Origin of the sequence: Nocardia alni, from assembly GCF_019038435.1 — a bacterium.
GTDB classification, from domain to species: Bacteria; Actinomycetota; Actinomycetes; order Mycobacteriales; family Mycobacteriaceae; genus Nocardia; species Nocardia alni.
In genome coordinates this window covers 40,171-57,797 of record NZ_JAGPOX010000053.1, presented here as the reverse complement: position 1 = coordinate 57,797, position 17,627 = coordinate 40,171, and the positions used below count along the sequence as shown (strand labels likewise).

General features: G+C 67.6%; 20 protein-coding genes and 1 other RNA gene. 9 read left to right on the top strand and 12 right to left on the bottom strand.

Going from position 1 to position 17,627, the window contains the following annotated elements; all coding sequences use genetic code 11:
- The first annotated feature begins 99 nt into the window (after positions 1-99).
- Positions 100-381: a helix-turn-helix domain-containing protein gene (locus JZ791_RS21110; protein ID WP_216896899.1), complete on the top strand. Its 282-nt coding sequence runs from the start codon at positions 100-102 to the stop codon at positions 379-381.
- A 403-nt stretch (positions 382-784) separates the two neighbouring features.
- Here JZ791_RS21110 and ssrA read toward each other — a convergent pair.
- Positions 785-1,154: a transfer-messenger RNA gene (ssrA, locus tag JZ791_RS21105) on the bottom strand.
- Positions 1,155-1,351: 197 nt separating this feature from the next.
- On the opposite strand from ssrA, the gene JZ791_RS21100 reads away from it, so the two are divergent.
- Together JZ791_RS21100 and JZ791_RS21095 are read left to right on the top strand one after the other, a co-directional pair.
- Positions 1,352-1,795 carry a nitroreductase/quinone reductase family protein gene (locus JZ791_RS21100; RefSeq protein WP_216896895.1) on the top strand — a complete coding sequence of 148 codons (444 nt, stop codon included), beginning with the start codon at positions 1,352-1,354 and terminating at the stop codon, positions 1,793-1,795.
- A gap of 79 nt (positions 1,796-1,874) precedes the next feature.
- Positions 1,875-2,426: a MarR family transcriptional regulator gene (locus JZ791_RS21095; protein WP_216896894.1), complete on the top strand. Its 552-nt coding sequence runs from the start codon at positions 1,875-1,877 to the stop codon at positions 2,424-2,426.
- 132 nt (positions 2,427-2,558) lie between these two features.
- Here the strand turns inward: JZ791_RS21095 and JZ791_RS21090 are convergent, their stop codons facing one another.
- Both JZ791_RS21090 and smpB read right to left on the bottom strand, forming a co-directional pair.
- Entirely contained in the window at positions 2,559-3,422 is an 864-nt protein-coding gene (locus JZ791_RS21090) for an EamA family transporter (RefSeq protein ID WP_216896893.1), read from the bottom strand.
- Complete coding sequence (smpB, locus tag JZ791_RS21085) at positions 3,419-3,892, bottom strand: SsrA-binding protein SmpB (RefSeq protein ID WP_216896892.1); 474 nt, start codon at positions 3,890-3,892, stop codon at positions 3,419-3,421. Before smpB ends, JZ791_RS21090 begins: the two co-directional genes overlap by 4 nt.
- A gap of 470 nt (positions 3,893-4,362) precedes the next feature.
- Between smpB and JZ791_RS21080 the strand changes: the two genes are divergently transcribed.
- The 3 genes from JZ791_RS21080 (at position 4,363) to JZ791_RS21070 (ending at position 7,627) form a co-directional block, all read left to right on the top strand.
- On the top strand, positions 4,363-5,448 hold the full coding sequence (locus JZ791_RS21080) for an S-(hydroxymethyl)mycothiol dehydrogenase (protein ID WP_216896891.1): 1,086 nt from the start codon (positions 4,363-4,365) through the stop codon (positions 5,446-5,448).
- Entirely contained in the window at positions 5,445-6,077 is a 633-nt protein-coding gene (locus tag JZ791_RS21075) for an MBL fold metallo-hydrolase (RefSeq protein WP_216896890.1), read from the top strand. Before JZ791_RS21080 ends, JZ791_RS21075 begins: the two co-directional genes overlap by 4 nt.
- Positions 6,078-6,148: 71 nt before the next feature.
- Complete coding sequence (locus tag JZ791_RS21070) at positions 6,149-7,627, top strand: aldehyde dehydrogenase family protein (RefSeq protein WP_216896889.1); 1,479 nt, start codon at positions 6,149-6,151, stop codon at positions 7,625-7,627.
- A 136-nt stretch (positions 7,628-7,763) separates the two neighbouring features.
- On the opposite strand, the gene JZ791_RS21065 is transcribed toward JZ791_RS21070, so the two are convergent.
- Positions 7,764-8,618 (bottom strand): TIGR03564 family F420-dependent LLM class oxidoreductase, encoded by an 855-nt coding sequence (locus tag JZ791_RS21065; RefSeq protein WP_216896888.1) that lies wholly within the window; start codon positions 8,616-8,618, stop codon positions 7,764-7,766.
- Positions 8,619-8,703: 85 nt separating this feature from the next.
- Here JZ791_RS21065 and JZ791_RS21060 point away from each other — a divergent pair, with 85 nt between their 5' ends.
- Together JZ791_RS21060 and JZ791_RS21055 are read left to right on the top strand one after the other, a co-directional pair.
- The gene (locus JZ791_RS21060) at positions 8,704-9,258 is read left to right on the top strand and encodes a TetR/AcrR family transcriptional regulator (protein WP_216896887.1); all 555 of its coding nucleotides are present in this window, start codon (positions 8,704-8,706) and stop codon (positions 9,256-9,258) included.
- A 63-nt stretch (positions 9,259-9,321) separates the two neighbouring features.
- The gene (locus tag JZ791_RS21055; protein WP_216896886.1) at positions 9,322-10,428 is read left to right on the top strand and encodes an NADH:flavin oxidoreductase; all 1,107 of its coding nucleotides are present in this window, start codon (positions 9,322-9,324) and stop codon (positions 10,426-10,428) included.
- A gap of 73 nt (positions 10,429-10,501) precedes the next feature.
- On the opposite strand, the gene JZ791_RS21050 is transcribed toward JZ791_RS21055, so the two are convergent.
- The 5 genes from JZ791_RS21050 to JZ791_RS21030 all read right to left on the bottom strand — a co-directional run bounded on the left by JZ791_RS21050 (position 10,502) and on the right by JZ791_RS21030 (position 14,287).
- A complete protein-coding gene (locus JZ791_RS21050) occupies positions 10,502-11,521 on the bottom strand; it encodes an aldo/keto reductase (protein ID WP_216896885.1) in 1,020 nt (339 codons plus the stop codon).
- 149 nt (positions 11,522-11,670) lie between these two features.
- On the bottom strand, positions 11,671-12,063 hold the full coding sequence (locus JZ791_RS21045; protein ID WP_216896884.1) for an NYN domain-containing protein: 393 nt from the start codon (positions 12,061-12,063) through the stop codon (positions 11,671-11,673).
- Positions 12,064-12,126: 63 nt separating this feature from the next.
- Positions 12,127-13,110 carry a hypothetical protein gene (locus tag JZ791_RS21040; protein ID WP_216896883.1) on the bottom strand — a complete coding sequence of 328 codons (984 nt, stop codon included), beginning with the start codon at positions 13,108-13,110 and terminating at the stop codon, positions 12,127-12,129.
- Between the two features lie 12 nt (positions 13,111-13,122).
- A complete protein-coding gene (locus tag JZ791_RS21035; protein WP_216896882.1) occupies positions 13,123-13,722 on the bottom strand; it encodes a carboxymuconolactone decarboxylase family protein in 600 nt (199 codons plus the stop codon).
- Positions 13,715-14,287, bottom strand: a complete 573-nt coding sequence (locus JZ791_RS21030; RefSeq protein ID WP_216896881.1) for a carboxymuconolactone decarboxylase family protein — start codon at positions 14,285-14,287, stop codon at positions 13,715-13,717. The genes JZ791_RS21035 and JZ791_RS21030 overlap by 8 nt, the downstream gene beginning before the upstream one ends.
- A 96-nt stretch (positions 14,288-14,383) precedes the next feature.
- Here JZ791_RS21030 and JZ791_RS21025 point away from each other — a divergent pair, with 96 nt between their 5' ends.
- The gene (locus JZ791_RS21025; protein WP_216896880.1) at positions 14,384-14,974 is read left to right on the top strand and encodes a TetR/AcrR family transcriptional regulator; all 591 of its coding nucleotides are present in this window, start codon (positions 14,384-14,386) and stop codon (positions 14,972-14,974) included.
- Positions 14,975-14,989: 15 nt separating this feature from the next.
- Here the strand turns inward: JZ791_RS21025 and JZ791_RS21020 are convergent, their stop codons facing one another.
- From JZ791_RS21020 to JZ791_RS21010, 3 genes are read right to left on the bottom strand one after another with little or no spacing between them, the layout of a single operon-like run.
- Positions 14,990-15,772 carry an IclR family transcriptional regulator gene (locus JZ791_RS21020; protein ID WP_216896879.1) on the bottom strand — a complete coding sequence of 261 codons (783 nt, stop codon included), beginning with the start codon at positions 15,770-15,772 and terminating at the stop codon, positions 14,990-14,992.
- Positions 15,759-16,715, bottom strand: a complete 957-nt coding sequence (locus JZ791_RS21015; RefSeq protein ID WP_216896878.1) for a quinone oxidoreductase family protein — start codon at positions 16,713-16,715, stop codon at positions 15,759-15,761. The genes JZ791_RS21020 and JZ791_RS21015 overlap by 14 nt, the downstream gene beginning before the upstream one ends.
- Positions 16,715-17,569: an alpha/beta fold hydrolase gene (locus JZ791_RS21010; protein ID WP_216896877.1), complete on the bottom strand. Its 855-nt coding sequence runs from the start codon at positions 17,567-17,569 to the stop codon at positions 16,715-16,717. The genes JZ791_RS21015 and JZ791_RS21010 overlap by 1 nt, the downstream gene beginning before the upstream one ends.
- Between the last annotated feature and the right edge of the window lie 58 nt (positions 17,570-17,627).

Here is a 17,627-nt window from a genome sequence, read left to right as displayed (position 1 = left end):
GGNGCTGTGTCCCCACCGAACCCTGACCCCATCGACGGCCCCAGCCCCGGCCCCAGTGCCGCGGACAAACTCGATGACGACACCTACCCCGCCTACAGCATGGGCAGGGCCGCGGAGATCCTCGGTGTCACCCAAGTATTTCTGCGCGGCCTGGACGCCGTGCAACTACTCACCCCGCAACGATCAGCAGGCGGGCACCGCCGCTACTCCCGCTACCAACTGCGCATCGCCGGGCGCGTACGCGAACTCGTGGATGCCGGTAACACCCTCGAGTCGGCATGCCAGATCGTCATCCTGCAAGACCAACTCGCCGAAGCCCAACGCATCAACACCGACCTGCAACACACCCTCGACCAACGCCCCGACCCCGACCGACACTGAACAGACAACCATGACCGTCACGCACTGGCCGGGTGAATGTCTCTGTTCCCCAGGCGATGGGCCCGAGCGCACTCGATACCGTGATCGCTCTCAACGTCGTCTCGGCGCCGGCTCGCACCGGTGAAAACCAGGCCACTGGAGACCGAGGTTACGGCCTGCACCGACCATTGCGGCCCGTGTGCCGATCCATCCGCCGATCAGGAGTCCGCGGGCGCGGCCCGCGACCTCGATGACCTAGCCGCCAGGATGGCGCACCGCCACCGGACCTGGTCAAAATATGGGCACCGAACCACGGCAGGCAACCCGGCCTTGTTGCGCGAATCCGCAGGTAGAAGCGCAAATCCGACTCGATCCGGTCAAGAAAAAGAAAACCCGCAGGCCGTTTGACCTGCGGGTCCTCACATCGTGGAGCTGCCGGGAATCGAACCCGGGTCCTCCGCCGTGTTTCCAGGGCTTCTCCGTGTGCAGTTCGCTTCGTCTCTGCTCGGATCTCTCAGTCATGCGAACCTGCCGAGATGACGATCCCAGTCACTGTTTGATGTCCCGTCCGACTCCGCGACCGAGGCGGACGGTGAGCCTTCTAGCTGATGCCAGGGGCCGGGTCGAAGGCGGACCCGGGCTGACAGACACGCTCTACTGCTTAGGCAGCGAGAGCGTAGTCGCGCTGATTGGAATCGGCGCTTATAGGGTTGCAGCGACGCTTACGGTGGTCTCTTGCCTGCACCGACACGCTTCCCCTGAATCAACGTACGCAGTCGAAACCGTTCAGCCCCGTACCTCAATCCAACTACCCGGCTGGTGACCGGGCTGTTCATAGTAACACCTCACAGACGATCATGATTCCGCCCAGCTCAGGGCTCGCCGCACCCCGCGAGCCATCGCTCGATAGGGGCCTCCGAGACCGCCGAGTCGATAAAATACGTAGTCAGTACTATATGGAAACCATATCTTATGAAGTACGATCGACAGCATGGACGCGAACAGATACCGCCGCATGACCAACACCGCCAACAAGTTCGTCGCCGGGCTCCAGCGCCTGGGCATCGCCTTCGGGCCGATGCAGCTGCTGACCGTCCGGGGCAGGCGCACCGGACGGCTGCTGACGTTCCCGATCGCGGTGATCGAGCTCGACAGCGGGCGATACATATTCCAGGCGTTTCCGAAGGCCGCGTGGGTGAGCAACGTCCGCGCGGCCGATACGGTCACTCTGACTCGCGGGCGCAAATCCTCGACCGCCCGCCTGGTCGAATTGCCGGTGGACCAGCGCGGGCCGGTGCTGCGTTCGCTGGTGTCCACGAGCCCGTCGAGCGTCGGAAATCGCTTCGTCACCACCGGACTGGCCCCTGCGCCGACCCCGGACGCGGTGTCCGCCTCGGCCGATCGGATCGCCGTGTTCCGGGTCGAGCCGGCCTGAGCCATCGCCGCCCAGCCTGCCCTGCCCCGAACCACCTCGCGATACCGTATGAAATCCATACGATCCGAGAGGCCACGATATGAGTGGGTCAGAGCAGGAGGCGGCGCGTCAGCAACACCCACTCGTGCCCGATCAGCAGGCACCGGCGGACACCGACAAATCCATCGCGCGCCATCGCCGCCAGCTGACCGTCGCGATCCGGGATGCGCTGGGCGAGCTCAACATTCAAATGTCCGTGCTCAACCGTCGCTTCGGCGGCCGGATCGAGCTGCGCGATGTCGACTGGACCTGCCTGCACCTGATCAACCGGTACGGCCCCATCTCACCCACCGCGCTCGCCCGACGCGCCGGGATCCATCCGGCGACGCTGACCGGAATCCTGGATCGCCTGCAGAAGAGCGGCTGGGTCGTGCGCGACCGCGACCCCGACTCGCCCGACCGCCGCGCGGTCACCCTGCGCCCGGTCCGCGAGCGCAACGCAGCCCTGTTCGAACTGTTCTCCGGCATGAACCGCCGCATGGACGTACTGTGCGCCGAATACTCGGAGTCCGAACTCGAGGTCATCGCCGACTTCCTGCGTCGCACGACTACCGCGGGCCAGGAATCGGCGGAAGAGCTGACCGGCGACTGACCCGACGCCCACCTCGCGGAGCCCACCCATACTGATGCGACAACAGATCTCGTAGGTAGCTGATCCACACTGGCGCAACACGAGTCTGGCCTGAAGTGCGGAGAGGCGGGGTGCGCGGAGAGGCGGACTCGCTCACGCCGTGGCGATCAACGCCACCGACCCCAACGCCAACGCCATACCGATCTTCTGCAACGGCCCCACCCGCTCACCGAGCAACACCATCGCCAACAGCACCGTCGCAGCCGGATACAGCGATCCAATCACACTGATCAGCGACAACAACGCACCGTGGAAGGCATAGAGCAGCGAGACGTTCGCGATCACATCCAGCACGCTGACATAACACGCCAACCGCAGCGGCTCACCGTGCGGCGCACGGAAATTCCCCGTGACCAGCGCCGCCACCCACACCACCGCCGTGGCCCCCACCCGCGACACCAACAGCGGCCACAACCCCGCGGCAGGGTGAGTCTCGTGCATGGCGATGAACGTGACCGCGAACGCGACACCCGAACCAACCGTCAGCAGCGCGACACGACGGTCGAACCGCAACTCCCGGCCACCGGTGATCTCCTCGGTCACTTCGTCCGGCGACTCCTTGCTCACCAACACCACCGCGACCAGCGCACACACCATGCCGACATAGGCCGGCGGACTCGTCCGCTCCCCCGTCACCAACCCGACCAGCACTGGAACCCCGGCCACCAGCACCGCGGTCAGCGGCGACACCACCGCCATCGGCCCCGAGGCCAGCGCCGCGTAGAACCACCACACCGCCAGGCCACTGGCCACACCCGAGACCACGCCCCACAGCATCGATGCGGTGTCGACATGCCCGCCGACCACCGGCGCCACGACCAGCAGAATCACCACGGACAGCGGATAGGACACGATGACAACCCGCAGCGCCGCCACCCGCCGCGAGGCGATACCGCCGACGAAGTCGCTCACCCCATATCCGAGGGCCGCGAGCAGCGCCAGGAGGACCGCCGTCAACGCATGCCTTTCACCCGCCGCCCCAGCTCGCGGGTGACCTCACGCTCGGCGGTGCGCCGGGCGAGATCCTGGCGCTTGTCGTAGTCCTGCTTACCCTTCGCCAAGGCGAGTTCGACCTTGACCTTGCCGTCGGCGAAATACATCGACAGCGGCACCAACGTCTGACTGCTCTCCTTGATCTTGCCGGTGAGCTTGTCGATCTCGCGGCGGTGCAGCAGGAGTTTGCGGGTGCGACGCGGCGAATGATTGGTCCAGGTGCCGTGCCCGTACTCGGGGATGTGCAGCCCCCGCAGCCAGACCTCACCGTCGTCGACGGTGGCGTAGGCGTCGACCAGGGACGCCTTGCCCTCGCGCAGGCTCTTCACCTCGGTACCGACCAGCGCGACCCCGGCCTCATAGGTTTCCAGGATCGCGTAGTTGTGCCGCGCCCGCCGGTTGGTCGCGATGACCTTGCGCCCCTTCTCCTTCATATCCACCTTCCCACTCATCTGCCCTGATGCACGGCCGATTACCCGCTGTACGCCCAACCTGCCGCCCGCACCCGCGTCGCGTGACCACTCTGTACCAGGCGGTCACGTCGCGCCAGGAAATTACGCAACCTGACCAGCTTACGGACCCGCCCGGACCAGGCCATCCGGCAGATCAACAACATGGCCCCACGAAATCTTCCGGACGCTCCTGCTCGACCAGTTGCCCCAGGTGGCTTCGGCCGAACACCGTCGTCGCGGAGTACGACCTCTGGACCGGCAGGCTCTCCTGGGCCGTCTCGCACCGGGACGATAGACAAATCCGTAGGCTCGGTCACGTACATCCCGGCGCTCGACGAATCAGCCGCATATACCGATCCCGCCGTCACCGGGCTGCGATCGGACACCTGTCTGCACTATCGTCTAGGTAGTCGACGTGGTGCAGGATTCGGCTCTTCGGAAAGGAAAACAGCATGCCCCAGCAGGTACGAGGCGTCATCGCACGGACCAAAGGCGCCCCGGTCGAACTCACCACGGTCGTCGTCCCGGACCCCGGTCCCGGCGAGGTCGTCGTCGCGGTCGCCACGTGCGGGATCTGCCACACCGACCTGACCTACCGCGAGGGCGGGATCAACGACGAGTTCCCGTTCCTGCTCGGACATGAGGCGGCCGGTACGGTCGAGTCGGTGGGCGAGGGGGTTGATTCGGTCGCGGTCGGCGATTTCGTGATCCTGAACTGGCGCGCGGTGTGCGGTCAGTGCCGTGCCTGTAAGCGTGGCCGGCCGCAGTACTGCTTCGACACCTTCAACGCCACGCAGAAGATGACCCTGCTGGACGGCACCGAACTCACCCCCGCGCTGGGCATCGGCGCGCTGGCCGACAAGACGCTGGTACACGCCGGTCAGTGCACCAAGGTGGATCCCTCGGCCGACCCGGCGGTGGCCGGGCTGCTCGGCTGTGGCGTGATGGCCGGGCTGGGCGCGGCGGTCAACACCGGCGCTGTCGGGCGCGGTGATTCGGTCGCCGTGATCGGCTGTGGCGGCGTCGGCGACGCGGCCATCGTGGGCGCTCGGCTCGCGGGGGCGGGCACGATCATCGCGATCGACCGGGACGAGACCAAACTTCAGTGGGCCCGGGAACTGGGCGCCACACACAGTGTCAACGCCACCGAGACGGACGTGGTCAAGGCGGTGCAGGAGCTGACCGGAGGCTTCGGCGCGGACGTGGTGATCGACGCGGTCGGGCGGCCGGAGACCTGGAAGCAGGCCTTCTACGCCCGTGACCTGGCCGGCACCGTGGTCCTGGTGGGCGTGCCGACGCCGGACATGGTGCTCGAGCTGCCGCTGATCGACGTGTTCTCGCACGGCGGATCACTGAAATCCTCCTGGTACGGGGACTGCCTGCCCGAGCGGGACTTCCCGATGCTCATCGACCTCTACCAGCAGGGGCGCCTGCCGCTGGACCGGTTCGTCAGCGAGCGGCTCGAGCTCGACCAGGTGGAACACGCCTTCCACACGATGCACGCCGGTGAGGTGCTGCGCTCGGTGGTGGTGTTGTGACGAGCGCGCTGCGGATCGACCGCGTCGTCACCTCGGGCACATTCGAGCTCGACGGCGGTTCCTGGGAGGTCGACAACAACATCTGGCTGATCGGTGACGACACCGATGTCGTGATCGTCGACGCCGCACATCGGGCGCAGCCGATCATCGACGCGGTCGGCGACCGGAACGTCACCGCGATCGTCTGCACCCACGCACACAACGACCACATCACCGTGGCGCCGCAACTCGCCGAGCAGTTGGACGCTCCCATCCTGCTGCATCCCGGTGAAGACGTGCTGTGGAAAATGACCCACCCGGACCAGGCATACCGGGACCTGGCCCACGGCGAGCGAATCCCCATATCCGGCACCGAGATTCGAGTGATCCACACGCCCGGGCACTCCCCCGGGTCGATCTGCCTGCACCTGCCCGAGGCCGAGGCGCTCTTCTCCGGCGACACACTGTTCTCGGGCGGTCCGGGCGCGACCGGGCGTTCGTACTCCAGCTTTCCGACGATCATCGGCTCCATCCGGGACAGGCTGTTCGCGCTGCCCGAGCAGACCCAGGTGCACACCGGACACGGCGACGGCACGACGATCGGCGCCGAAGCGCCGCACCTGGCCGAATGGATCAAACGCGAAAGCTGAAATCAGGAGCCGGCTGCCGTGCCCGAGGTGGTCACGGCAGCCGGGCAGACCAGAGAGCGGAGGCCTCATAGATGCCGGAACACTCGAATCTCTACATCGCGGGTCTCTGGCGCCCGGCGCAGGACGGCGCCCGACGTGAAATCCGTTGTCCGGCAAATGGACAGCTGGTTACCGCCGCGGCCGAGGCCACCGCACAGGACACGCACGCGGCGATCGCGGCCGCCCGCCACGCCTTCGACGACGGCCCGTGGCCGCACACCCCAGAACCGCAACGCGCACAGGTGCTCTGGCGCGTGGCAGAGCTGATCGAACGCGACCGGAAGGATTTCGCCCGGGCCGAGGCGCTGGACACCGGAAAGCGTCTGGTCGAGGCCGAATACGATATGGACGACGTGGTCGCCTGCCTGCGCTACTACGCCGGGGTCGGCGGCACCGACAGCGGGCGCGTCGTCGACACCGGGCGGACCGACGCGATCAGCCGCCTGGTGTACGAGCCGGTCGGCGTGTGCGGGCTGATCACGCCGTGGAACTATCCGCTGCTGCAAGCGATCTGGAAGATCGCACCGGCCCTGCTCGCCGGCAACACGGTGATCCTCAAGCCCAGCGAGCTCACCCCGTCCACCGCCGTGCTGCTGATGCGGTCGCTCGAGGAGGCGGGACTGCCGCCCGGCGTGGCCAATCTGGTGCTGGGCGCGGGCCCGGTCGCCGGTGCGCCACTGGCCAAGCATCCCGATGTTGACATGGTGTCCTTCACCGGCGGAGTCGAATCCGGTACCCGCGTCATGGCGGCCGCCGCGGCGACGGTCAAACGGGTCGCGCTCGAACTCGGCGGGAAGAACCCCAATGTGGTCTTCGCCGACGCGGACTTCGACACCGCGGTCGACTTCGCGCTCACCGCGGTCTTCCTGCATTCGGGGCAGGTGTGCTCGGCCGGTGCGCGGCTGATCGTCGAGGAATCCCTGCACGACCGCTTCGTCGACGAAATCGTCCGGCGCGCAGAGCGAATCACGCTCGGCGGCCCCTTCGATCCGGACGCGGAGGCCGGCCCGCTGATCTCGGCCGCGCACCGGGACCGGGTCGAGGCGTACGTGGCCGCGGGCCTGGCCGAGGGCGCGGTGCTCCGCTGCGGCGGCGAGCGTCCGCGGCAGCCGCATCTGCGGAACGGATATTTCTACCCACCAACCGTTCTCGACCGGTGCCACTCGGAAATGTCTGTTACACAACGGGAATCGTTCGGTCCGGTGCTGACCGTGGAGACATTCACCGATGAGGACGACGCGGTGCACATCGCCAACGACACCGTCTACGGACTCGCGGGCGCGGTCTGGACAACGGACGCGGGCCGAGCACAGCGCGTGGCCACGCGACTGCGGCACGGAACCATCTGGATCAACGACTACCACCCGTATGTGCCGCAAGCCGAATGGGGCGGAATGAAGCGTTCGGGCAACGGCCGCGAACTCGGCCGCGCCGGCCTCGACGAATACCGCGAGATCAAGCACATCTGGCACAACATAGATCCTAGGCCGCAGCACTGGTTCCGGCACTGACCGAAATAATCACTGCCACAACCAGTCCCGGTGGCATCGTGCTACCGCCACGAGCCTGCGGCAGTGATCCGGAGGCCGTACCTCACGGCCGAGGACAGGCGGGCCGACACTGACCGCTCCGTCGTACATCAAGTCCTCAGAAGGAGCCGACCAGTTCCCCTGCCAGTTTCAGCGTCCGGGCCTTCTCGGCATCGTCACCGACGAGGCTGACCAATACCTCGGTCGCGCCCGCATCCGCGTACGCGCGGACCGCGGCGGCCACGGTCTCCTCATCCCCCGCCACGACCGTCTCCGCGACGCTGCTCTGCCCCTGACGGTCCAGCAGCTTGCGGTAGGTGGCGAAGTCGGACGCGAAGCCGAGCACGCCGGCGACCTCGTCACGCACGGCGTCCGGCCTGGTGGTCACGCTCAGCATCACCGACGCGACAACCCTCGGATTCTTGGCCACGGCGTCGATCCTGGGCCGGATGTGGTCGGCGATCGTCGCCGGTGTCGCCCACACCGTGACCGTTCCATCGGCCAATTCGCCTGCGATGCGCAGCATTACGGGACCGAGCGCGGACAGCAGCACCGGCGGCGGCTGCGTGCCGGGCACCTGTACATGGCCGGTGCCAGAGAGTTCGGTACGCAACGCGGTCAAGTACTCGCGTGTGTGCTGCGCGGGCCGGTCGTAGGACAGGCCGTACACGTCCTCGATGAACGGCCTGTGGCTCGGCCCGACGCCGAGAGTGAACCGGTTGCCGATGGCCGCCACCACCGTGAGGGCCTGCCCGGCCAGTGAGATCGGGTGGCGCGGATAGGTCTGCACGATCGCGGTGCCCAGTTCGATGTCCGGCACCGCCGCCCCGACCAGCGCCGCGACGGTGAGCGGATCCCACGACAGGATCTGGTTGAAGTACGCGCTCGCCAGCCCGTGCTCGGCCGCCGCACGCACCTGCCGGATATAGGACCGAACATCGCTCTGTTCCCCCACGTACAGGCCGATTCGCATCATTCCTCCAAAGGTGAATTCAAGATTCCGCTTATCCGACGGTAGCATAAGGTGAACCCGAAGTTCCGGTTGATGGGAGGTCCGAGTGCGGGCGGATGCACGCCGCAACCGATCGGCGATCACGAGCGCCGCGCTCCGGCTGGCCGGCGAGCGCGGCGACGACGTGTCGATGGAGGACATCGCGCGCGAGGCGGGGGTCGGCGTCGGCACGCTGTACCGCCATTTCCCGGATCGGCGCGCCCTCCTGGAGGACATCGCGGTCGACACGCTGCAGGAACTGCTCGACGCCATCCGCGCGGAGGTCGGCCGGGCTCCGGCATGGGAGGCGCTACTGCGAATCGTCGACCACTGCGTAGCGTTGCCGCTGTCCCTCACCAAGTCCCTGATCACCGGCGAACCGCAACGCCCCGAACTACCCGAACTGGAGGCCGAGGTCAACGCCCTGATCGTCGAGATCGCCGCGGCCGCGCAACGCGAGGGCGACCTACGCCGCGACATCCCGCCGGCGGAGGTGGTGGGCCTGCTCAACGTGGCTGTGTGCCGCTGCGGCGCCCGCGCCGACGACCATTTGACCCGCGTACTACTCGACGGCCTGCGCACACCACGGAACGGATTCGGCCACGAGAGCCATCAGGAATGACGGCGACCTTTCCGTTGTTGCCCAGGAAATTCGACGTCGTCGGTCCGGAAGGAAATGTGCTTCATGTCACAAGAATCGGTTAGCGGCCCCTCGATCCACCTCGACGAATTCTTCAGCGAATTTCACGCGGGATCATTGCGGCTGCGGAACAGGTTCGCGATGGCTCCGATGACGAGGGCGAAATCGCCCGGCGGCATCCCGAATACGGAGAATATCGAGTATTACCGCGCCCATGCCGCCGGTGGCGTGGGCCTGATCGTCACCGAGGGCACGTACGTCCGGGGCCCGGCCGCGGGTCCGACTTCGGAGGTGCCCCGGTTCTACGGCGAGGACAGCGCCGCCGGGTGGCGGGCGGTGGTCGAGGCGGTTCATGCCGAAGGCGCCGCCATCGTTCCGCAGCTGTGGCATACGGGTGTGTCGCGGGGAGACAAGCCCGACTTCGAGACGGATACCCCGTCGGTCAGCCCGTCGGGTGTGGACCACACCGGGAGCCGGGTGGGGCGGGCGCTGACATCCGGTGATCTGGACACGCTGATCGGCTCATATGTGGAATCGGCGCTCCTGGCCAAGCAGCTGGGTTTCGACGGCGCCGAACTGCACGGTGCGCACGGGTACCTGCTCGACCAATTCTTCTGGACCGCAACCAATCATCGCACCGATGAATACGGTGGGACATCGGCCCAGCGCGCCGCCTTTCCGGCACGCGTGGTAGCCGCCATCCGGGAGGCCGTCGGTCCCGATTTCACGATCATCTTCCGCTATTCGCAGTGGAAGGGCGCCGATTACACCGCCAGGATCGCCGACACTCCCGGTGATCTCGAGGCGTTGCTGGCGCCGCTCGTCGAGGCCGGTGTCGACGTCTTCCATACCTCGCTGCGTCGGCATTGGCAGACCGAATTCACCGATCACGCCGACGATCTGAGCCTGGCCGGCTGGACCAAGAAGATCACCGGGCTGCCGGTGATCACCGTAGGTTCCGTCGGGGTGGACAGCGTTTTTCGTGGCGATCGAATCGATGAGACTCAGGCCCAGCGTTTCGGCCTGCTGCAACAGCAATTCGAACGCGGCGAGTTCGACGTCGTCGCGCTCGGCCGGGCCTTGCTGGCCGACCCGGAATGGGTGAACAAGATGCGCGCCGGACAGCTGTCGGAAATCACGCCTTTCCGATAGATCGCGACCGGATTTCCTGGCACAGCCACGCACCGGCGGCCGGACGCGCTATCGGCGTCCGGCCGCTTTGCGGTCAGGCGCGGCCCGCCGACGTGAAACTCATGTCCGCGTAGCGATCACCCGCGACCCGCGCCGCGATCGGCTCGAGCAGCGCCAATTCGCTGTCGGTCAGCACCAGGTGGGTGGCCGCGGCGTTTTCCTCGACGCGAACGCGCTTGCGGGTTCCGGGGATCGGGACCACTCCGGCGATGCCGTGCACCTGCGCCCGCTGCTGCACCCAGGCCAGAGCGATCTGGCCGAGGGTCGCGCCACGCGCCTGTGCCAGCTCGCGCACCGGGTCGAGCAGGGCGGCGTTCGCCGCGGCGTTGTCGCCGGTGAAGCGGGGCTGTTGACGGCGGAAATCATTGTCGCCCAACTCCTTCCGTGCGTCTACGAACGATCCGGTGAGGAATCCGCGACCGAGCGGCGAGTAGGGCACCAGCCCCACACCCAGCTCGACGGCCGCCGGGATCACGCTCTGCTCGATGTCACGGCTGAACAGCGACCACTCCGACTGCACCGCCGCGATGGGATGCACCGTGTGCGCCGCACGCAGTTCGCTCGCGGTGACCTCGCTCAGGCCCAGATGCTTGACCTTGCCCTCGGCCACCAGTTCGGCCATCGCCCCGACGGTCTCCTCGATCGGGACGTTCACATCGCGCCGATGCATGTAGTACAGATCGATCACATCGACCTCGAGCCGCCGCAAGCTGTCCTCGATGCACTGGCGCAGGTACGCGCGGTCGTTGCGGATGATCCGCTTCGTGGGATCGGCCGGGTCGACGGTCAGCGAGAATTTCGTGGCGAGCACCAGTTCGTCGCGATGCTTGGCGACGAACGGCGCGATGAACTTCTCGTTCTCCCCCGCGCCGTACACATCCGCGGTGTCGTACAGCGTGACGCCGAGTTCGAGCGCCCGCTCCAGGGTGGCCCGGGCCTCGTCTCCGTCGGTGGGCCCGTACGCGAAACTCATTCCCATACAACCCAAACCCTGCACGCCCACCTCCGGGCCGCCGGTCCCCAGCTGTACCGTCGCGATCCGTTCCGAACTCATAAGGCTTCGCCCCTTTCCAGCGCCCGTCGGGGCGCATGAAGTCGATATCCATCACCGCACCCCTACGACACTAGGAACCTGGAGCGCACTCCAGGCAAGGGATTGCCGGGCCGAACCTGTCGCCGGTCGCACGGACTCGGCAGCGCAGGCTACGAATTCCGCGCCGAAGCCATGCGGTCCAGGAGCCAGCGCGGGCCGACCACGCTCGCACCGAGTTCCTCGACTCGGGCACGAAGTCCACGATCGGCCGTGACGACCGTAATCGCATCGGATTCGACCGATGCCGCCACCACAGCCACGATCGCGTCGTCCCCCGACCCCTCCGCGCGCACCACCTCGAGGCCGGGAACCATCCGGTCCGGGACGGCGCCCTTGGCCGCTCCCTCCAGCACGACCACCATGCGGCCGGTCCATGACGAATGTTCTTGCAGGGCAACCAGATCCGCCAGCAAGCGCTGTGCGGCACCGGCACGGTCCCGCCACCAGCCGTCGGGCCGTGAACCGACGACATTGGCGGCGTCCACGACGATCACCTCGCTCATGCCGAAATCACCTCTCTCGCAGCGTTCGTGGCGACGATCCGTTTCTCGATCCAGCGATGCCGATCAAGTATCGGTGCGGGTGGTGAGTTCGATACGTAGGAGTGCGGCGTTGCGCAGAACACCGTCCGGCGTGTGGGTGGTGCCGCCGTCGGTGGTCACATACATGATCGTGCCCTCGTCACCCGGTTCGCGGCCCCAATAGGCGCTGGATGGTCCGACGATCACCGGGTCGAACGGGTCGCCGAGCAGGTGGCGCACCTCGCTGCCGTGGCGCGGCGCGAGCGGGACGCGGTCGAGGGTGCTGGCGCGGTGGCGGGTGACGTAGGCGAAGCCCGCGTTCTCGTCGAGGCAGAAGTCATCGGCGTTGTCGATGGCAGCGACGAACTCGGCGGGGCCGGCGGGGCCGAGCGTGGCCGGATCGACCGGGACGCGCATGAACACCTTCTGCGCGGTCGAGGTGTAGTAGAGGTAGCCGGTCCGCGCGCCGTAGCGCACGCCGTTGATGCCGGGCTGTGGCGGCCAGGGCACACCGCTGTCGGGGTCGTCGGCCATGGTGTCGTGTTCGAGCCAGACCCGCGCGGTCGCCGAGCGCGCCGCGTCGAGCAGGTCGATGCGCCAGATCAGGCCGGCGAAGCAGTCCGCGACGGCCATCACGCCCGGACCGAGCAGGCAGCTGCCGTTCAGGCCGCGCGCCCGGTCGTCGAAGGTGAAGATCACCTCCGGGGTCACCGGGGCGCCCGGTGTCCAGCCGTTCAGGTCGAGCCGGACCAGGTGTGCCTCGTATGTGGTGTATGCCTCGGTGAGACTCACCACGAACACGTCGGGCTCGACCTCGACGATGCCGGTGACCGGGTGGTCGAATTCGTATACCAGCACCGGATCGGTGAAGGTGCGGGCCGGCGCGGGTACGCACCACAGCTGCTTCTGCAGCACGGCGGTGATCAGCACCGAGCCGTCGGCGCGCACCACCAGGTTTTCCAGGAAATACTTCTCCGGGAAGTGCGCGACCGGGGTGACGGCGACTTCCGGAATGGGCGCCAGAACCATGACGATTCTCCTTTACTGATCGAGCCCGGTGGCGTTCGAGGGAACGTCGTAGGCCATGAGGGTGAGCGAGACCGCGGTGAACCAGCCCATCAGCACCGTCACGTCGGCAATACCGTTGTCGCCGAGCAGATCCCGGGAACGACGGAACAGCCCCAGCGGTACCACCCGCGCCGCGGCCAAGGTCGTGGCCAGCTCGTACACAACCTGCTGACGGGGATCCTCGAAGCCGGTGGGCAGGCCCGCGATCAGCGCCTGCACCTTGTCCGGGTCGAGCCCGCCGAGCGCCTCGGCGATCTTCTCGTGCTCGAAACTGCTGTAGGCCGCGGCCCAGCGCCCGCAGGTCACGCAGGTCGCGATCTCGATCTCGGCCTTCGTCAGCGTCGAATCCGTCTGGTAGTAGGCGCCGGTCGGCGCGATCGTCCGCAGCAACGCCGGATTCGACGCCCAGATCTTGTGCGGCCCAGGCACTCCCCCGCGCAATCGCATCACGAAGTCGTACACTTCGCGCATCGCCGCGGGCATCCGCTCGACCGGCGTCTCCACGAAACGACCGAATGTGCCGAAGGCGTCCGGATCTTCGATCAACGCCTTCACCTCGTCGACATCAGGCATGGTTCTCTCCTCCGGGAACGTCGTAGGCGTTGAGCAGCGCGCCCAGCGCCAGATAGTGGATGACGATGAACACCACGGCGTCGTAGCCCGCCCGGCCGAGCGTGGCGACCGCGGCGTCGTAGAGCGGCGCGGGCACCGGACCGGCTTGCGTGAGCGCGGCGGCGACATCCGCGGCCATCAGTTCCTCGCGGCTCAGATCGGCCGGGCGCGCACCCGCGCTCAGGGCCGCGACCTGATCCGGGCGCAGACCGGCGCGGGCGGCCAGCGAGGTGTGCGCGTACAGCTCGTAGGCGACGTTGAACCGGCCGCCGATCGTCAGAATGACGACCTGACGCGCCCGCTCGCTCAGACCCGGCAACTGCTGGGCCAGGGTGACGAACTGCCCCAGCGGCGCCGCCAGTTCCGGGAAGTGCAGCAGCACACCCCACGGTCCGACGAACGCGCCCTCGGCATTCCTTACCTCGAAACCCTCGTACTCCCGCGCCCGAGTCATCGTCTCGAAGGCGTCGTAGAGCGGGCGCTGGCGGGCGGTCAGCTCCGCCGGTTGGACCAGAGGTAATCGCATCGATCTTCTCCCTGCCTTAAAAGAGGACGGACATCCGCTTTCGTTTAGCGTAGGCTCGCCCGAACCGGAGTGTCAACAGCCGAGGAGAACAACCCCATGCCACGGGTGAGCCAGCAGTACAAGGACGATCAGCGCGCCGAGATCTTGGCCGCGGCGCGACGATGCTTCGTGCGCAACGGCTTTCACCACACGACCATGCAGGACGTATTCGCCGAGGCCGACAAGTCCGCGGGCGCGGTCTACCGGTACTTCCCGAAGAAGGAAGACCTCATCGTCGGCGTCGCCGCGGAGAACCTCGCGGACGTCACCGCGATACTGCACGACGCGCTGACCGACGGCGACGGCGAACGCGGGATCGGCGAGGTGATGGCGAAGCTGCTAGAGACCGTCACCGAACGCCACCGGGACACAAGCCTGGCCACCATGGCCCTCATGGTCTGGTCCGAAGCCCTGCGCAATCCCGAATTGGCCCAGCAACTTCAGGCGGCCGAGACGATCATGGGCCAGGATGTGGCCGCCCTGGTCCACCGGCGCCAAGCCGCGGGAGCCTGGACCGAAATTCCCGCGGACGAACTGGCCCGGGTGATCCTGTCCGTCCTCCCGGGTTATCTGCTCAACCTGGCCGTGCTCGACCCGCGAGCGGCAGCCGGATTCCCCGAGGCCGTCCGCACGCTCTGGCCGAAGTGAGCCCGGCGGCAACTGTCAGCGACCCGCGCCCACGCGGCCACCGTGCCCGATGGCCACGATTTCCCTGGTGATCCGGCGGCCGGACCCATTCAGCAGCCGCACGTACTCCGGCACATCCGCGCGATGGACCGGGGCGGTGACGGATAGGGCGCCGACCGTCGCGCCGGTTACCCCGCGCAACGGGATCGCGACACTGAGATACCCCAGGCGGGTCTGCTCGTACTCCACCGCATAGCCGGACTTCCTGACCCGGGTCAGTTCGCGGGTCAACGCTCCCGCCGCGGTGACGGTGCGCGGCGTGCATCGCGTCATCGGCAGAGTCAGTACCTCGTCCAGCAGCCACGGTGAGCCGAAGGCGAGCAGCGTCCTGCCGGAGGCGGTGCAGTGCACCGGCATCCGCGCGGCCACCCCGGCGCGTGCGGGGACCTGGCCGGACGCGGTATCCAGGCACAGCACCGCGAGACCGTCCAGCACCGCGAGCTGGACGGTCTCGCCGGTGATCCTGTGCAGATCCCGCAGGTGCGGCCGTGCCGCATCGCGCAGGATGCTCCGGCTGGACACCCGCTGTCCCAATTCGAACAGGCGGATACCCAGCCTGTAGTGGGCGCCTCGGCGTTCCAGCACGCTCCAGCGCACCAGATCCCGCGTCAGCCGGTGCATGGTCGATTTGGCCACGCCGGTCCGGTGGGACAGCTCGGTCAGGCTCAGGGGTTCGTCCCCGGGCTCGAACGCGTCCAGGATGAGCTGTATCTTGCCGAGCACGCTGTTCGCGCCCTGGCGCTCGCTAACCGTGGTCATCGGGAACGACCACCGCACGGCCGCGGATCCGGCCCGCCCGCAGCAGGTCCAGGGCCGTCGCCGCATCGGCCAGGTCGAATCTCTGTACCGGTACGCTCAGTTCGCCTGCCGCGAGGCGCTCGATCAGCGGGCCGGCCACCTCCCGCGCCCGGCGCTCGCGCCGAATCATGTTCACCGGCAGCAGCGCTACGTCGTCCAGCAGCCACGACGGCAGGTCGATGCGCGCCTCGGCCCCGGTCACATAGCCGATCGCCACCGCGCGCCCGCCGGGCCGCACCCATCGGGTCCGCTCGATCAGGCCCGATCCACCGAGCGTGTCCACCAGTAGTGTTGCGGGCCGCTGTCTCGCGAGTTCCTCGGCCGCCGTGCGGGATAACGGCTCGACACCCGGCGGTACCTGGGCCAACCTCTCCTCGTGGCCGACCACTCCGATCACTCGCGCGCCGGCGACCAGGGCCTGCTGGGCGACCATCGAGCCCACCGCACCGGCCGCGCCGGTCACGACGACCAACTCGTCCCGCGCCAGTCTCGCGACATCGTGCAGCGCGACATACGCCGTGGTGGCCGGGACGAAGAAACTCGCGGCGACCTCGGGCGCCAACGGGTGGTCCAGCGACGTCACCGCCTTGACCGGCACGCTGACTCGTTCGGTCCACGTACCGTCCCGCAGCACACCCAGGCCCCCGCCGCGCAGCACCACCTGGCGTCCCGGCTCGAGCCCCGACCCGGGATCGGCGGCCAGCACCACGCCCGCACCCTCGACCCCGCCGATATAGGGCAGCTCCGGCCGCATGCCGAATTCGCCGCCCGCGACCGTGGCATCCAGGTGCGCGACCGCCCCGGCCTGCACCCGCACGAGCACCTGGCCCTCGGCCCGGACCGGCTCGGGAACATCGTCGAGCACCGGCGGCGCCCCCCACGCGTGGAACCTGGCCGCTCGCATCAGGCCGCGACCTTGCTCAGGAATTCCAGGCTGATCGGGTTGTACTCGGCGGCCTGCTCGTGCTGCGGCCAGTGCCCGCAGTCTTCGAACAGCTCGAGCCGCGAACCCGCGATGGCCTCGTGCATGGCCGTGGCCTCGGGCACCTCGCCGAACGGGTTCTTGCGGCCCCAGACAATCAGCGTGGGCTGGGCGATCCGGGCCAGGTCTTCCGGCTTCAGCAGGTTGCGCCGACGCCGCTCCATATCCTGCAACGACAGCAGGTTGTCCACGTTGGCCACGAACTCGGGCTGATGATAGATAGCGTGCCTGACCTCGACCAACTCCTCGGTGGCATCGGCGTCGTCGGCCATCAGCAGCCGCAGCCGCTGACGAGTCAGCTCGATGTCGTCGCTGGCCACGGCCTGCTTGGTGCTGGTGCGGATGCGGTCCATCACCGCCGGGTTGGCCACCGTCCCACCAGCGCACAGCAGCTGCAGGCTGCGCACCCGGGCCGGATGCTCGATCGCGGCCCGCGCGCCGACCCAGCCACCCAGCGACTCTCCCACGATGTGCGCCGACTGAATCCCGGCCGCGTCGAAGTAGGCCAGCAGGTGCTCGACATAGTCGGCGATCTCGTAGGGATGGGCGGGCTTTCCGGTGTAACCGTGGCCGAGCATATCGATGGCGTGCAGGTCGTAGGCGGAATGCGCGACGATGTTGCGGGCGAATGCCTCCAGGTGCCCGCTGGTGCCGTGCAGGAAGACCACGGCCTCGGCATTCGGGGCGCCCGCACGCAGGGTCCGGGTCCGGACCCCGGCGGCATCGATGTATTCGACGCGGAACGGTGCGGGGCCGAGTTCGGTCCAGATACTCATTGTGTTGCTCTGCTTTCTCCGGAAGGCGGCTACCGATTGATTCGATGTATTTGCGTAT

Coding starts and splice junctions, on each gene's coding strand:
- JZ791_RS21110 (WP_216896899.1), top strand. CDS start 100: ATGGGCAGGGCCGCGGAGATCCTCGGTGTCACCCAAGTATTTCTGCGC.
- JZ791_RS21100 (WP_216896895.1), top strand. CDS start 1,352: ATGGACGCGAACAGATACCGCCGCATGACCAACACCGCCAACAAGTTC.
- JZ791_RS21095 (WP_216896894.1), top strand. CDS start 1,875: ATGAGTGGGTCAGAGCAGGAGGCGGCGCGTCAGCAACACCCACTCGTG.
- smpB (WP_216896892.1), bottom strand. CDS start 3,892: ATGAAGGAGAAGGGGCGCAAGGTCATCGCGACCAACCGGCGGGCGCGG.
- JZ791_RS21080 (WP_216896891.1), top strand. CDS start 4,363: ATGCCCCAGCAGGTACGAGGCGTCATCGCACGGACCAAAGGCGCCCCG.
- JZ791_RS21070 (WP_216896889.1), top strand. CDS start 6,149: ATGCCGGAACACTCGAATCTCTACATCGCGGGTCTCTGGCGCCCGGCG.
- JZ791_RS21065 (WP_216896888.1), bottom strand. CDS start 8,618: ATGCGAATCGGCCTGTACGTGGGGGAACAGAGCGATGTTCGGTCCTAT.
- JZ791_RS21055 (WP_216896886.1), top strand. CDS start 9,322: ATGTCACAAGAATCGGTTAGCGGCCCCTCGATCCACCTCGACGAATTC.
- JZ791_RS21050 (WP_216896885.1), bottom strand. CDS start 11,521: ATGAGTTCGGAACGGATCGCGACGGTACAGCTGGGGACCGGCGGCCCG.
- JZ791_RS21045 (WP_216896884.1), bottom strand. CDS start 12,063: ATGAGCGAGGTGATCGTCGTGGACGCCGCCAATGTCGTCGGTTCACGG.
- JZ791_RS21040 (WP_216896883.1), bottom strand. CDS start 13,110: ATGGTTCTGGCGCCCATTCCGGAAGTCGCCGTCACCCCGGTCGCGCAC.
- JZ791_RS21035 (WP_216896882.1), bottom strand. CDS start 13,722: ATGCCTGATGTCGACGAGGTGAAGGCGTTGATCGAAGATCCGGACGCC.
- JZ791_RS21030 (WP_216896881.1), bottom strand. CDS start 14,287: ATGCGATTACCTCTGGTCCAACCGGCGGAGCTGACCGCCCGCCAGCGC.
- JZ791_RS21025 (WP_216896880.1), top strand. CDS start 14,384: ATGCCACGGGTGAGCCAGCAGTACAAGGACGATCAGCGCGCCGAGATC.
- JZ791_RS21020 (WP_216896879.1), bottom strand. CDS start 15,772: ATGACCACGGTTAGCGAGCGCCAGGGCGCGAACAGCGTGCTCGGCAAG.
- JZ791_RS21015 (WP_216896878.1), bottom strand. CDS start 16,715: ATGCGAGCGGCCAGGTTCCACGCGTGGGGGGCGCCGCCGGTGCTCGAC.
- JZ791_RS21010 (WP_216896877.1), bottom strand. CDS start 17,569: ATGAGTATCTGGACCGAACTCGGCCCCGCACCGTTCCGCGTCGAATAC.